13 protein-coding genes are annotated in these 14,516 nt (G+C 59.9%); 7 read left to right on the top strand and 6 right to left on the bottom strand.

Features of this window, described 5'->3' with window-relative positions; genetic code table 11:
• Positions 1–32: 32 nt before the first annotated feature.
• Positions 33–1,010, bottom strand: a complete 978-nt coding sequence (locus ACOYXE_RS22360) for an NADPH:quinone reductase (RefSeq protein WP_405122592.1) — start codon at positions 1,008–1,010, stop codon at positions 33–35.
• 150 nt (positions 1,011–1,160) lie between these two features.
• Between ACOYXE_RS22360 and hemF the strand changes: the two genes are divergently transcribed.
• A complete protein-coding gene (gene hemF, locus ACOYXE_RS22355; protein WP_160054461.1) occupies positions 1,161–2,075 on the top strand; it encodes an oxygen-dependent coproporphyrinogen oxidase in 915 nt (304 codons plus the stop codon).
• A 9-nt stretch (positions 2,076–2,084) separates the two neighbouring features.
• Positions 2,085–2,906, top strand: a complete 822-nt coding sequence (aroE, locus tag ACOYXE_RS22350; protein WP_160054463.1) for a shikimate dehydrogenase — start codon at positions 2,085–2,087, stop codon at positions 2,904–2,906.
• Positions 2,907–3,022: 116 nt separating this feature from the next.
• On the opposite strand, the gene ACOYXE_RS22345 is transcribed toward aroE, so the two are convergent.
• The 3 genes from ACOYXE_RS22345 to betC all read right to left on the bottom strand — a co-directional run bounded on the left by ACOYXE_RS22345 (position 3,023) and on the right by betC (position 7,300).
• A complete protein-coding gene (locus ACOYXE_RS22345) occupies positions 3,023–4,591 on the bottom strand; it encodes a SulP family inorganic anion transporter (RefSeq protein WP_460926665.1) in 1,569 nt (522 codons plus the stop codon).
• A gap of 257 nt (positions 4,592–4,848) precedes the next feature.
• On the bottom strand, positions 4,849–5,769 hold the full coding sequence (choX, locus tag ACOYXE_RS22340) for a choline ABC transporter substrate-binding protein (protein WP_460926663.1): 921 nt from the start codon (positions 5,767–5,769) through the stop codon (positions 4,849–4,851).
• A 16-nt stretch (positions 5,770–5,785) separates the two neighbouring features.
• Positions 5,786–7,300, bottom strand: a complete 1,515-nt coding sequence (gene betC / locus ACOYXE_RS22335) for a choline-sulfatase (RefSeq protein ID WP_160054469.1) — start codon at positions 7,298–7,300, stop codon at positions 5,786–5,788.
• Between the two features lie 114 nt (positions 7,301–7,414).
• On the opposite strand from betC, the gene ACOYXE_RS22330 reads away from it, so the two are divergent.
• Positions 7,415–8,365 carry a choline sulfate utilization transcriptional regulator gene (locus tag ACOYXE_RS22330; protein ID WP_160054471.1) on the top strand — a complete coding sequence of 317 codons (951 nt, stop codon included), beginning with the start codon at positions 7,415–7,417 and terminating at the stop codon, positions 8,363–8,365.
• Positions 8,366–8,437: 72 nt separating this feature from the next.
• Here ACOYXE_RS22330 and ACOYXE_RS22325 read toward each other — a convergent pair whose 3' ends face one another.
• A complete protein-coding gene (locus tag ACOYXE_RS22325; protein WP_077575182.1) occupies positions 8,438–9,103 on the bottom strand; it encodes an NAD(P)-dependent oxidoreductase in 666 nt (221 codons plus the stop codon).
• A gap of 82 nt (positions 9,104–9,185) precedes the next feature.
• On the opposite strand from ACOYXE_RS22325, the gene ACOYXE_RS22320 reads away from it, so the two are divergent.
• Positions 9,186–9,512 (top strand): DOPA 4,5-dioxygenase family protein, encoded by a 327-nt coding sequence (locus tag ACOYXE_RS22320; RefSeq protein WP_160054473.1) that lies wholly within the window; start codon positions 9,186–9,188, stop codon positions 9,510–9,512.
• 16 nt (positions 9,513–9,528) lie between these two features.
• Here ACOYXE_RS22320 and ACOYXE_RS22315 read toward each other — a convergent pair whose 3' ends face one another.
• Positions 9,529–9,930, bottom strand: a complete 402-nt coding sequence (locus tag ACOYXE_RS22315; protein WP_460926661.1) for a GFA family protein — start codon at positions 9,928–9,930, stop codon at positions 9,529–9,531.
• 322 nt (positions 9,931–10,252) lie between these two features.
• Between ACOYXE_RS22315 and ACOYXE_RS22310 the strand changes: the two genes are divergently transcribed.
• From ACOYXE_RS22310 to ACOYXE_RS22300, 3 genes are all read left to right on the top strand, one after another.
• Positions 10,253–11,560 carry a CitMHS family transporter gene (locus tag ACOYXE_RS22310; protein WP_095119664.1) on the top strand — a complete coding sequence of 436 codons (1,308 nt, stop codon included), beginning with the start codon at positions 10,253–10,255 and terminating at the stop codon, positions 11,558–11,560.
• A gap of 85 nt (positions 11,561–11,645) precedes the next feature.
• A complete protein-coding gene (locus ACOYXE_RS22305) occupies positions 11,646–12,413 on the top strand; it encodes a TerC family protein (protein WP_034152222.1) in 768 nt (255 codons plus the stop codon).
• 305 nt (positions 12,414–12,718) lie between these two features.
• Positions 12,719–14,377: a Na/Pi cotransporter family protein gene (locus ACOYXE_RS22300; RefSeq protein ID WP_460926660.1), complete on the top strand. Its 1,659-nt coding sequence runs from the start codon at positions 12,719–12,721 to the stop codon at positions 14,375–14,377.
• Positions 14,378–14,516: the final 139 nt, after the last annotated feature.

The following is a 14,516-nucleotide window of genomic DNA, read 5'->3' as shown; positions in this document are numbered from 1 at the left end:
CTCGCCCGGGTGCTTCGTTTGATGGCTGCGTTTCAGGGTTGCAGAACGGTGGAGCCGGTAGTGCGCCGCGCCGACAGCTCGGTTTGCGCCTTCGCTGCGTCGGCCAATGAATACCGCTGGCTGACGTCCACTTTCAATTTGCCGCTGATGATCATTTCGAACAATTCATCGGCCATCCGCTGCAGATTCTCGGCATTGTTGGCATAAGTTGCCAGCGTCGGCCGGGTCACGTATAGCGAGCCTTTGGCGGCCAGAATGCCCAGATTGACCCCGTCCACCGCACCGGAAGCATTGCCGAAGCTCACGACCAGACCGCGCGGCGATACGCTGTCGAGCGAGGTCAGCCAAGTGTCCTTGCCAACGCCGTCATAGACCACCGGGACTTTTTTACCGTCGGTCAACTCCAGCACACGCTGGGCGACGTTTTCGTGACTGTAATCAATGGTCGCCCAAGCGCCATTGGCCTTGGCCAGTTCGGCTTTTTCTTTGGAGCTGACGGTGCCGATCAGCTTCACGTCCAAGGCCTTGGCCCATTGGCAGGCCAGCGAACCGACGCCACCGGCGGCGGCGTGGAACAGAATGGTTTCGCCACCCTTAAGTTCATAGGTCTGGCGCAACAGGTATTGCACGGTCAGGCCTTTGAGCATGACCCCGGCAGCGGTTTCGAAACTGATTTCGTCGGGCAGGTGCACCAGATTGTCCTGGGGCAGTACATGCAATTCGCTGTAAGCACCCAATGGGCCGCTGCCATAGGCGACGCGATCGCCGACTTTGAACCTGGTGACGTCGCTGCCCACGGCATCGACGATGCCCGCGCCTTCCGCCCCCAGGCCGGACGGCAAGGCGGGCGGCGCATACAGACCGCTGCGGTAATAGGTATCGATGAAGTTCAGGCCGATGGCCTTGTTGGCGACGCGCACCTGATTCGGGCCGGGTGCGGCGGGTTGGTAATCAACATATTCGAGCACTTCGGGGCCGCCGTGGGCGCGGAACTGGATACGCTTTGCCATCTGCCTGCTCTCCTTGGGTCTTTCGTAAGCCCCCTATCCAACTCTCATGCTTGATCTTCGTCAACTGCGGCGCGCCAGTCTGCGGTGGTATGCTACGCGCCCATTTGCGTCGCCCGTCTGCCGGGGCGCCGCCCGATTCAAGGTGAAGCCATGACGACCCGCACCGACGCCGTAAAGGCCTATCTGCTCGATCTGCAAGACCGCATCTGTGCGGCTCTCGAAACCGAAGACGGCGGCACGCGCTTCGTCGAAGACGCCTGGACCCGGCCTGCCGGCGGTGGCGGTCGCACCCGCGTGATCGAGAACGGCACGCTGATCGAAAAGGGCGGTGTCAACTTTTCCCACGTCTTCGGCAGCGGTCTGCCACCGTCAGCCAGCGCCCACCGCCCGGAACTGGCCGGCCGTGGTTTTGAAGCCCTCGGCGTGTCGCTGGTGATTCACCCGCACAACCCGCACGTGCCGACGTCCCACGCCAACGTGCGATTCTTCATCGCCGAGAAAGAAGGTGAAGAACCGGTCTGGTGGTTCGGCGGCGGATTTGACCTGACCCCGTATTACGGCAACGAAGAAGACTGCATCCACTGGCACCGCGTTGCCGAACAGGCGTGTGCGCCTTTCGGGCCGGACGTATATTCGCGTTACAAGGCCTGGTGCGACACCTATTTCCACATCAAGCATCGCCACGAACCGCGCGGCATCGGCGGTCTGTTCTTCGATGACCTGAACGAGTGGGACTTCGACACCAGCTTCGCCTTCATGCGCGCCATCGGCGATGCTTTCATCGACGCTTATCTGCCGATCGTGCAGCGCCGCAAAAACGCCGCGTTCACCGCTCAACAACGTGAGTTCCAGGAATTCCGCCGTGGCCGCTACGTCGAGTTCAACCTGGTATACGACCGTGGCACGTTGTTCGGCCTGCAATCGGGCGGGCGTACCGAGTCGATCCTGATGTCGCTGCCGCCGCAAGTGCGCTGGGGTTACGACTGGAAGGCTGCGCCTGGCAGCGAAGAAGCGCGCCTGACCGAGTACTTCCTGCAAGATCGCGACTGGCTGGCCGAGGCCTGAGGATTTCTGATGGATCGTTACGTCGTTTTCGGTAACCCGATCGGTCACAGCAAATCGCCGATGATTCACAAACTGTTCGCCGAGCAGACCGGTCAGCGCCTCGACTACAGCGCCTTGCTGGCGCCGCTTGAAGATTTCGCTGGCTGCGCCACGGCGTTTTTCCAGGAAGGTCGCGGCGCCAACGTCACCGTGCCGTTCAAGGAGGACGCTTACCGTTTGGCCAACAGCCTGACTGCTCGTGCGCAACGGGCCGGCGCGGTGAACACCCTGAGCAAACTGGCTGACGGCTCGCTGCTCGGTGACAACACCGACGGCGCCGGGCTGGTGCGCGATCTGACGGTGAACGCCGGATTCAGCCTGACTGGCAAGCGCATCCTGTTGTTGGGGGCGGGTGGCGCTGTGCGCGGGGTGCTGGAGCCTTTGCTGGCGGAGAAACCCGCATCGGTAGTCATCGCCAATCGTACGGTGGACAAGGCTGAGTTGCTGGCGGAGCTGTTCTGCGACCTGGGGCCGGTGTCGGCCAGTGGTTTCGACTGGCTGCGCGAGCCGGTGGACGTGATCATCAATGCCACGTCGGCGAGCCTGACCGGCGATGTACCGCCGATTGCGCCGAGCCTGATCGAGCCGGGTAAAACCCTGTGCTACGACATGATGTACGGCAAGGAACCGACGGCGTTCTGCCGCTGGGCCAGCGAACAGGGTGCGGCGGTGGTGATGGATGGCTTGGGCATGCTCGCTGAACAGGCGGCTGAGGCGTTCTTTTTGTGGCGCGGTGTGCGCCCGGATACGGCGCCCGTGCTGGCCGAACTACGCCGCCAGTTGGCCCAATAGATACCCATGTGGGAGCGGGCCTGCTCGCGAAAGCGGTCTGTCTGACACATCAATGTTGGCTGTGCCGCAGTCTTCGCGAGCAGGCTCGCCCCCACAAGGATTACCTCTATTGCCAATCAATCCTCAAACCGGATCGGGCATTTCTCCGGTCCTTCCAGCTTCCGCAACTCCTCCACCACCTGCGGCCGCGCCCGGCGCAGGGTCAGGCTGCGATCCTGGCTCAACAACCGCCGCGCCTCCTGATGCAGCATCTCCACCCCCGAATAGTCGATGAAGTTGATCTGCTGCGCCTCGATCACCACCCGCGCGCCATGCATGCGTTGCAGGCGTACCTGCAGGTAATGGCTGGCGCCGAAAAAGATCGACCCGCCGACGCGCAACACATCGTCCTCACCGTCGCGCCAATGCTGCACACGCGGTTGCGAAGTGCGCTTGAGGTAGAAGAACAGTGATGCCAGCACGCCCGCGTAGATTGCTGTCTGTAATTCCAGCAGCAACGTTGCCAGACACGTCAGGGCCATGACCACGAACTCGGCGCGACTGACCCGCAGCAAGGCGCGAATCCCGCGATGATCGACCAACCCCCAGGCAATCAAAAGAATGCTGCCCGCCATCGCCGGAATCGGAATGTGCGCAATCAGCCCCGCGCCAAAAATCGCAAACAATGCCACCCAAATCGCTGAAAACACCCCGGCCAGCGGCGAGCATGCGCCCGCCTCGTAACTGAGGCCCGAACGGGTAAACGAGCCCGCCGACAATGATCCGGAAAAGAACGCCCCGACGATATTCGACAAGCCCTGCGCGCGGACTTCCTGATTGGCATCGAGCAATTGCTGCGAGCGTGCCGAAATCGAGCGGGCAATCGACAGGCTGGTGACCAACCCGAGCATGCCCACTGCGACGGCGCTCGGCAGCAGGCGCAAGATCAAATCCAGATCCAGCGGCAACGCACTGAATGGCGGCAGCCGTCCGACGAACGCGCTGACCAGATGCACATGGCCGAACATCGCCGGCCACAGCCACACCAGCAGACTGGCCAATGCGAGGGTTATCAACAGCGTCGGCCAGCGTGGCAGCAATTGTTTCAACACCACACCGACGACTACCGTTGCCACACCGAGTACCAACGAAGGTTTATCCACAGCCCTGAGGTGTTGCAGCAGATCCATCAAACTCGCCAGCGCTGTGGCCTTGGCCGGCAACTCCAGTCCCAACAGGTTCGGCAATTGCCCGATGGCGATCACCACTGCGGCACCGAGGGTGAACCCCAGCACCACCGAGTGCGAGACGAAGTTCACCAGCGCGCCGAAACGCAGTAAACCGAGCAGCCACTGGAAAATCCCGGCGAGGAAGGTCAGCAGCAGGATAAGCGTGATGTAGTCCTGCGACGCCGGAATCGCTAAAGGACTGACACTGGCAAACAGCACAATGGAAATCGCCGCCGTCGGGCCGCAGATCAGATGCCACGACGAACCCCACAGGCAGGCGATCAGCACCGGGATGATCGCCGCATAGAGGCCGTACTCGGGTGGCAGACCTGCGATCAACGCGTAGGCAATCGACTGGGGTAACGCGAGAATCGCACCGCTGAGGCCGACGATCAGATCCCGTCCGACGCTGGCGCGGGTTTGCCGCGGTAGCCAGGTGAGGAAGGGCAAGAGAGAGTGGCGGCTGGGGAAGGCCATGGGTCCTCGCGGTTGGGGTTTTGTTCAAGGTTATCAGGGTGCCTGGGGAAAGGCCCCTCACCCTAGCCCTCTCCCAGAGGGAGAGGGGACTGACCGAGGTGTTTGGACTGGCTACATCGACCTGAGGAATCAGCGTCGAACTCAGGTCTCGAATCAAACAACGATCGGCTCCCTTTCCCCCTCGCCCCCTTTGGGGGAGAGGGCTGGGGTGAGGGGGAATAAATCTCAAGCCGTAAACAATTCCAGCAACCCCACGATCAAAGCTTCGCCTTCACCGCCGCCAACGCATCCTTCCCGTCAACCGTCTTCACCCCGTCCAGCCACTTATCCAGCACCGCCGGATTCGCCTTGATCCACGCCTTCGCCGCCTCGGCATTAGTGACCTTCTTGTTCACCACCTCAGCCATGATGCTGTTCTCCATCTCCTGGGTGAACGACAGATTGCTCAGCAATTTACCCACATTCGGACACGCCTCGGCATAGCCTTTGCGCGTCAACGTAAACACGCTGCCGGTATCGCCAAAATACTTCTCGCCACCCTTCAGGTAATGCATCTTCAACTGCACGTTCATCGGGTGCGGGGTCCAGCCGAGGAAGGTGACGAATTTCTGTTTCTTCACGGCCCGCGACACTTCAGCCAGCATCGCCTGTTCGCTGGATTCGATCAGCTTCCACTGGCCCATGTCGAAGTCGTTTTTCTTGATGATTTCCTGCAACGAGATATTCGCCGGCGCGCCGGAGCCGATGCCGTAGATCTTGCGCTCGAACTTGTCCGCGTATTTGTTCAGGTCGGCAAAGTTATGCACACCCGCATCCCACACGTAATCCGGCACGGCGAGGGTGAATTCGGTGCCGTCGAGATTCTTCGCCAGTTGCGTGACATCGCCGGTGGCGACGAACTTGTCATAGAAGCCCTGCTGCGCCGGCATCCAGTTGCCGAGGAACACGTCCACCTGGCCGTCCTTCAAACCGCCAAAGGTAATCGGCACCGCGAGTGTGTCGACCTTGGCCTTGTAGCCCATGCCGTCCAGCAGAAACCCGGTGATCGCATTGGTCGCGGCAATATCGCTCCAGCCCGGGTCGGCCATTTTCACCGTGTCGCAGCTTTGCTCGGCGAAGGCCGATGCGCTGCTCAGCGCGAGCAGGCCAACCGTCACTACTGTGGATAACTTACGCATGGACTTCCCCTTAACATTATTGGTTTTGGCAGGGTTGTGGATAACGTGCTTTGCGTTCCAGATCATCGAGGTCGATGTGGTTGCGCATGTACTGCTGACTGGCGTCCACCAGCGGCTGGTGATCCCAGCTCTTCAGCTTGCCGATGGTCAGCGCCTCGGCAACAAATCGGCGACGGCGTTGGCTGGCGAGGACCTCACGGTGAATCGCCGGAATGTCCCATTTGGCCCGCGCTTCGGCGATAAAATCATCGAACAGCTGGCGATGCTGCGGCGATTGGCTGAGTTCTTCCATCTCACGCGGATCGTTGTCTACGTCGAAGAGTAAGCAAGGGTCGCTTTCACTGTAGATAAATTTGTAGGCACCGCGACGGATCATCATCAACGGGCTGATGGTGCCTTCGGCCATGTATTCGCCAAACACTTCGTCATGACCGCCCTGCCCTTGCAGGTGTGAAACCAGTGAGCGGCCGTCCAGCGGCAAGCCCGATTCCAGCGTGCCGCCGGCCAGTTCAACGAATGTCGGCAGCAGGTCGGCGGTCGACACGGCAGCGCTGACGCGGCCCGATTCGAACTGCCCCGGCGCACTTATCAACAGGGGCACACGGGCTGCCATTTCGTACCAGTGCATTTTGTACCAGAGGCCTTTCTCGCCCAACATGTCGCCATGGTCGCCTGAGAAGACAATGATGGTGTCATCGATTAACCCGGTTTCTTCCAGCGTTTGCAGAAGTTTGCCGACGTTGGCGTCGATATAGCTGCACGCACCGAAGTACGCCCGGCGTGCATCACGAATTTTATCCACAGGCAATGGCTTATCCCACAGGTCGTAGACCTTGAGCAGACGCTGCGAGTGCGGATCGAGTTCGTGTTGATCCGGCGTTGTCGGAAGCGGGATTTCGCCATCGTCGTACAAATCCCAAAAAGCCTTGGGAATTGTGTACGGGTCGTGTGGGTGAGTCATCGACACGGTCAGGCAGAACGGCTGATCGCCATCTTCGCGAATGTGATCGAACAAGTATTGCTGCGCCTTGAACACCACCTCTTCATCGAAATCCAGCTGATTGGTGCGTACGCACGGTCCGGCCTGCAGCACCGAAGACATGTTGTGATACCAGCTCGGCCGCACATCCGGCTCGTCCCAGTTCACCGCCCAGCCATAGTCGGCCGGGTAGATGTCGCTAGTCAGGCGTTCTTCGTAGCCGTGCAACTGATCGGGGCCACAGAAATGCATCTTGCCCGACAGCGCGGTGCGGTAGCCGAGACGGCGCAGGTAATGGGCGTAAGTCGGCACATCGGCGGGGAAATCGGCAGCGTTGTCATAGGCGCCAATCTTGCTCGGCAATTGGCCGCTGACCAAGGTGAAACGAGACGGCGCGCACAACGGGCTGTTGCAGTATGCGGCGTCGAATACCACGCCTTGAGCGGCGAGGCGGGAAAGATTCGGCAGTTTGATCGGCGAAGGGCCGTAGAACGGCAACATTGGCGCGGCCATCTGATCGGCCATGATGAAAAGAATATTCTTGCGCTTCATGTGATCGCGGCATTCCATAGTGAATATTTATGCGACATTGCTGCGATCGAGCATGGAGTTCATGCTTTGTCTGGTAAAGCCCGCGCCCGACAATGACTAGGATAAGCACAGCTTATGTATGACGCCTTGGGTGATCTGTCCCTCGACCTGCTGCGCGCCTTTGAGGCGGCCGCTCGCCAGCGCAGCTTTACCGCCGCGGCGGTAGAGCTTGGCACTACGCAACCAGCAATCAGTCAGCAGATCAAACGGCTGGAAGAACAGCTCGGCACACGCCTGTTTGATCGGATTTATCGAGGGATCGAGCTGACCGAAGTCGGTGCGATCCTGTTCGAGCAAGTTACCCTTGGTTTGCAGAACATCGACGCAGGATTGAGCGCGATCAGCTCACAACAGCAACACGAGGTCCTGCAAGTTGCCACCGATTTTGCCTTCGCCGCTTATTGGTTAATGCCGCGGCTGCACCGTTTTCACGAGGCCAATCCGCAGGTCGACGTCAGCCTGGTGACCAGCGAACGCAACCACAACATGCTGCGCACCGACATCGACGTGGCGATCCTGTTTGGCGATGGGCGTTTCAAGCAGGGCGAAAGCCATTGGCTGTTCAGCGAAGAAGTGTTCCCGGTGTGCAGTCCGCAGTTGCTCAAGGATCGCGCCCAGCCCCTGCCGGCTCAGGCGTTACTGGAGTTTCCGTTGTTGCACCTGCGCGGGCAAAACAGCAGCAACTGGTTTGACTGGAGTGGTCTGTTCCGTGAACTCGGTATCAATACACCGCCGGCGCCGGGGCAATTGCGCTTCGACAATTACACGCTGTTGATTCAAGCGGCGATTGGCGGCCAAGGCGTGGCGATTGGTTGGCGCCACCTTGTGGATAACTTGCTGAGTCAGGGTTTGCTGTGCCGTCCCATCGCCGAAACGACCCTGTCGCGCCTCGGTTATTACGTGGTGCTGCCGCAACGCAAACGCCGGGGTGCGTTGATTCAGCAGTTTGTCGATTGGCTGATGGCGGAACAGGCGAGCAGCGCGGAGTCCTTGAGTGGGCTGGCGCTGCCTTCGATTGCGGTTTGAGGATCAAAAGATCGCAGCCTGCGGCAGCTCCTACACCGATCTCATGTAGGAGCTGCCGCAGGCTGCGATCTTTTACGAATCTGAAGCCGCCACGAAATTCACATGCTGGCCCACATGCAGATTCAACCGCAGCTCATCAGCAATCCCCACCGCCACGCGATTCAAACGCTCCAGCGGTTCGGCCAGACCCGGTTCCAGATTGCCGCCGACCTGACTGAAATGCTCAATCGTCAGGCCCGCGACGCCATGTGGCGCATTCACCAGCGTCCAGTGCAGCGGACTGCTTTGCACGGCTTCGCGAATTTCCTCGGCGGCATGGCGTTGCAGGCGATCATCGACATCCGGTTCATCAAGAACGGCAAAATCGCCCACCAGAAACAGCCGCGACACATTGGCCGCTTGCAGCCCATCGACCAGCGCATCGACGGCCAGCACCTGCTCGACCGGCCCGAGCACGACGGCCCGTTCAACCTGATCGCTACTGAACGGCAACCCCGGCGCATCCAGTAAACAGATGACCGCCGAACTACCGGCCACGCTCTGATTGATCCGCTCCGAGTCGAACAAATCGCCGGTTTTGGTGCGCAAACCCGGACGCGGTGCCAGTGCGGTCAAATCGTCGAGGATGGCAATGACTTCGTGCTGACGGCGCAGCAACTCAGCCATCAACGCGCTGCCCAGGCTACTCATGGCACCATAGAGCACCACTTTTACCGCCGGGGTTTCGGCATTTTTCATGGCTGATCCCTTTTCTTATCCCTTGTATGGCGTGTGACATACGAGCAACGCCGAGGGTTCGAACCGATTCAGAGGCTTTCAGATGCAAGCGATCAAGGGTTATCACGCCCATGTCTATTTCGACGCCAGGACCATCGAGCAGGCGCGGGCCTTGTGCGAGCAGGCCGCGCAATTATTTGCGCTGAAAATGGGCCGCGTCCACGAACGCCCGGTCGGGCCGCATCCGGACTGGAGTTGCCAATTGGCCTTCGGCCCTGAGCTGATCGGCGATGTGCTGCCGTGGCTGGCGCTCAATCGCAAAGGCCTGGTGGTGTTTTTGCACCCGGACACTGGCGATGACTTGCTCGATCATACTGAGCACGCGATCTGGATGGGCGCGATCCGAACGCTGGATCTGTCTATTTTTTGATCAGGCTCTTGTAAACCTACAGCGTTTCTTCGGCTTCGCCTGGCAGATGCTCGTCCAGATGCAGCCAGGGCAATTGGCTGTCAGTCCAGATATGCCGCTCGGCCGGCGCCAGTTGCGGCTGATCAAGGGTAGCGATGGTCACGTCGATGCTATCGGGGCTAAGCCGCGTCACCAGCGCCAGTTGCGCACCGCAGTTCGGGCAGAAGAACCGCGCGCAACTACCCGACGAGTCATATCGCGATGGCGCGGCGGCCAGCCACTGGAAATTCGCCACCGGCACGGTGATCCATGTGGTGACGATGCCACCGCTGACTCGGCGACAAATCGAACAATGGCAATGGGCGATATCCTGCAACGCCCCGCTGAACTGATAACGAATGTGTCCGCAATGGCAGCCGCCGCTGTGCAATTCGCTCATTTCGAAGCTCCCCTTCCCGTGTTTATTGACTCTGGTTCGCATCCGACGGCCGGTTGACCGTTCACCCAAAGCTTTCTTCAACGAAAGGTAGCTGAAAGCTTCCCCGATTAGCATCGCCTCCACTTCCGGCAACAGACCGGTTGGCCAATGCGTGTGATACCTCGCACGAACGGCCCAATTAACAACAACAATGGTGATTCTGATGTCCTCTGTAACCCGCCTCCTCGCTTCAACTCCGCCCGTACGTCTCGTGCTTCCCGTTCTGCGCTGATCCCGTCCGATCTGCTCATTTAACTAGCCGCGCTACGCCTGGAGTATTCCCATGCTGACTTTCCTTGGCTTCGCCATGGTCATCACGTTCATGTTCCTGATCATGACCAAGCGCCTGTCCGCGCTGATCGCTCTGATCATCATCCCGATTGTCTTCGCCCTGTTCGGCGGTTTTGCACCGAAGATCGGTCCGATGATGCTCGAAGGCATCACCAAGCTGGCGCCGACCGGCGTGATGCTGATGTTCGCCATTCTCTATTTCGCCCTGATGATCGACTCTGGCCTGTTTGACCCGGCCGTGCGCAAGATCCTCAAACTGGTCAAGGGCGACCCGCTGAAGGTTTCGGTCGGCACCGCCGTACTGGCGCTCGTCGTTTCCCTCGATGGTGACGGCGCGACCACTTACATGATCTGCGTGGCCGCCATGCTGCCGCTGTACAGCCGCATCGGCATGAGCCCGCGGATCATGGCCGGTCTGATCATCCTCGCCGGTGGCGTGATGAACATGACCCCGTGGGGCGGCCCGACTGCCCGTGCCGCCAGTGCTCTGCATGTCGACCCGTCGGACATCTTCGTGCCGATGATTCCGGCGATGGCGGCTGGTGTTCTGGCGATCCTGGTCATCGCCTACTTTTACGGTAAGCGTGAGCGTGCACGTCTCGGTGAGCTGCATCTGGTTGGCGATGATGTCGATCACAGCGAAATCAGCGTGTCGCAGTTCCCGGATGCCCGCCGTCCGAAACTGATCTGGTTCAACGGCGCCCTGACCTTCGGCCTGATGTGCACGCTGATCGCCGGCCTGCTGCCATTGCCGGTGTTGTTCATGGTGGCGTTCAGTATTGCCATGATCGTCAACTACCCTTGCCTGCAGATGCAGAAGGATCGCGTCGCGGCTCACGCCGGTAGCGTGCTGGCAGTGGTCGGGCTGATCTTTGCGGCGGGTATCTTCACCGGTATCCTGTCCGGCACCGGCATGGTCGATGCGATGTCGAAGAGCCTGTTGGCAGTGATTCCGGATTTCCTCGGCCCGTATCTGGCCGTGATCACGGCGCTGGTGAGCATGCCGTTCACCTTCTTCATGTCCAACGATGCGTTCTACTATGGCGTGTTGCCGGTGTTGGCCGAAGCCGCCAGCCACTACGGGATCACCGCAGTCGAAATGGCCCGTGCCTCGATCGTCGGTCAGCCCGTCCACTTGCTGAGCCCGTTGGTGCCATCGACCTATCTGTTGGTGGCCCTGGCCGGCATTGATTTCGGTGACCACCAGCGTTTCACCCTGAAATGGGCGATCCTGGTATGTATCTGCATCCTGATTGCTGCACTGCTGTTGGGGACTTTCCCGGTGTTCAGCACTCTATAAGCCCAAGACTCACCGTTTCGGGTCCTGGCTTCGCGGTTTGAAGCCCGGACCTTTTTCGGTTTAACAATCGCTCAAAGGAATACACATGGAATGGCTGACCAACCCCGAAATCTGGGTTGCCTTCTTCACCCTGACCGCCCTGGAAATCGTCCTCGGCATCGATAACATCATCATGATTTCGATCCTGGTCAGCCGCATGCCCAAGCACATGCAGCAGCGCACCCGGATCTTCGGTCTTGGCCTGGCCATGATCACGCGCATCCTGTTGCTGCTGTCGATCACCTGGGTCATGCGTCTCACCGCCGACCTGTTCGAAGTGTTCGGCCAAGGCATTTCCGGCCGCGACCTGATCCTGTTCTTCGGTGGTCTGTTCCTGCTGTGGAAGAGCTCGCAAGAGATGTACCACGCACTGGAAGGCGAAGACGAAAGCGACGACACCCCCGGCGGCAAGGGCGGCAACTTCCTCTACACCATCATCCAGATCGCGATCATCGACATCGTCTTCTCGCTGGATTCGGTGATCACTGCCGTGGGCATGGTTTCCCACGTGCCGGTGATGGTTGCGGCGATCGTTGTGGCCGTGCTGGTGATGATGCTGGCCTCGGGCAAGATCAGCGAGTTCATCGACAAGCACCCGTCGCTGAAGATGCTGGCGCTGTCGTTCCTGCTGGTGGTCGGTACCGTGCTGATCGCCGAGTCGTTCGACGTGCATGTGCCGAAGGGCTACGTCTACTTCGCCATGGCGTTCTCGCTGGCGGTGGAAGCGATCAACATCAAGCTGCGCGGCGCGATGGCCAAGAAAAAACAGCAGCAAGACCCGGTGAAACTGCGCAAGGACATCCCGGGCCAGTAACCCGGTAGTCTTCAGGTAACACCCCTTGTAGGAGTGAGCCTGCTCGCGATAGCGGTCTGTCAGTCAACATCAATGTTGAGGCTGATGGCCCTATCGCGAGCAGGCTCACTCCTACATTTGTTTGTGGTGGATTCAGGTGGGTGAATGAACCCGTTTTCATGACACTTTTGTTTCAATCGACACTTTAGCTGTGCAATGCTGGCGCCCAGACCGTTAGCCAACTACAGCTTAAGTATCAAAAACGTAGAAACCGCGCGGTACCGTCAACTTGCCCCTCTGGGGCGCTGCTACTACAGGGGGTTTGTATGCTCACCCTGCTCAATCTGCTTTCCGCCGTGGCCCTGTTGATCTGGGGCACGCACATCGTCCGAACCGGCATCCTGCGGGTGTACGGCACCAACCTGCGCCATGTGATTGGCCAAAACATGTCCAAGCGCTGGCTCGCCTTTGTCGCCGGCATCGTCGTGACCGCGATGGTGCAAAGCAGCAACGCCACCGCGATGCTCGTCACTTCATTTGTCGGCCAAGGACTGATGGCGCTGACCCCGGCGCTGGCGACCATGCTCGGCGCCGACGTCGGTACCGCGCTGATGGCGCGGGTGCTGACGTTTGACCTGTCATGGCTGTCGCCGCTGCTGATTTTTCTCGGGGTGATTTTCTTTCTGTCGCGCAAACAGACGCGGCTCGGACAGATGGGCCGGGTGTCGATCGGGCTCGGGCTGATCATTCTCGCGCTGCAATTGATCGTCGAAGCCGCCGCGCCGATCACCCACGCTCAAGGCGTGAAGGTGATTTTCGCCTCGTTGACTGGCGACATCCTCCTCGACGCCTTGGTCGGCGCATTATTCGCGATGATTTCCTACTCCAGCCTCGCCGCCGTGCTGCTCACCGCGACGCTGGCCGGTGCTGCGGTCATCAGTTTGCCGGTGGCAATTGGTCTGGTGATCGGCGCCAACATCGGCAGCGGCGTGCTGGCGTTCATGAGCACCAGCATGCAGAACGCCGCTGGCCGTCAAGTGGCGCTGGGCAGTCTGTTGTACAAACTGATCGGCCTGCTGTTGATCATCCCGGTGCTCGACCCGCTGGTGCACTGGATCGACAGCCTCGACTTCAGCCCGCAGGAAATGGTCATCGGCTTCCACTTGCTCTACAACACCGCGCGCTGCCTGATTCTGCTGCCAAGCGTCGGCCCGATGGCGCGCCTCTGCGCGTGGCTACTGCCGGAACGGCCGGAGGTCAACGGCACTGCCAAACCGCGTCATCTCGACGCGACTGCACTGGTCACACCGAGCCTGGCGCTGGCCAACGCCGCGCGGGAAACCCTGCGCATGGGCGATCTGCTGGAGAACATGCTCGACGCCACTCTTGATGTACTGCGCGGCAAGCAGACCGCTGTCACCCAGGAAATACGTCGGCTGACCGATGACATCGAATCCTTGTACAGCGCAATCAAGCTGTATCTGGCGCAGATGCCCCGCGAAGACCTCGGCGAGCAGGACAGTCGACGCTGGACCGAGATCATTGAGCTGGCGATCAACCTCAAATTGGCTGCCGACCTGATCGAACGCATGCTGCGCAAGATCCAGCAGCAGAAGACCTCGCAGCGCCGTTCGTTTTCCGAGGAAGGTCTGGAGGATCTGGCCGGATTGCAGCAGCAACTGATTTCTAACTTGCGTCTGGGCCTGTCGGTATTCCTCAGTGGCGATCGTGAAAGCGCCCGGCAGTTGCTGCGCGAGAAACGCCGCTTTCGCGCACAGGAGCGCCGTCTGGCCCATGCGCATGTCAGCCGTTTGCAACGCAAGATCGTCCAGAGTATCGAGACCAGCTCGCTGCATCTGGAGTTGATTGCCGACATGAAACGCCTGAATTCGCTGTTTTGCGGCAGTGCGTATGTGGTGCTGGAAACGGCGGACACCGGAGCGCTGGCGGCGGATGATATTGCCGACATTACGCATTCGCCTTGAACGACTGGGGCTGGGTTTAGTCAGTTACATTGATTCAGCCTTAAGACCTTCGCGAGCAGGCTCGCTCCCACATTTGAAATATATTCCCTTGTGGGAGCGAGCCTGCTCGCGAATGGCGGCCTGAATAGCGACACGGATC

The organism is Pseudomonas sp. MC6 (assembly GCF_054790575.1).
This window is presented reverse-complemented; position numbering and strand designations above follow the sequence as displayed.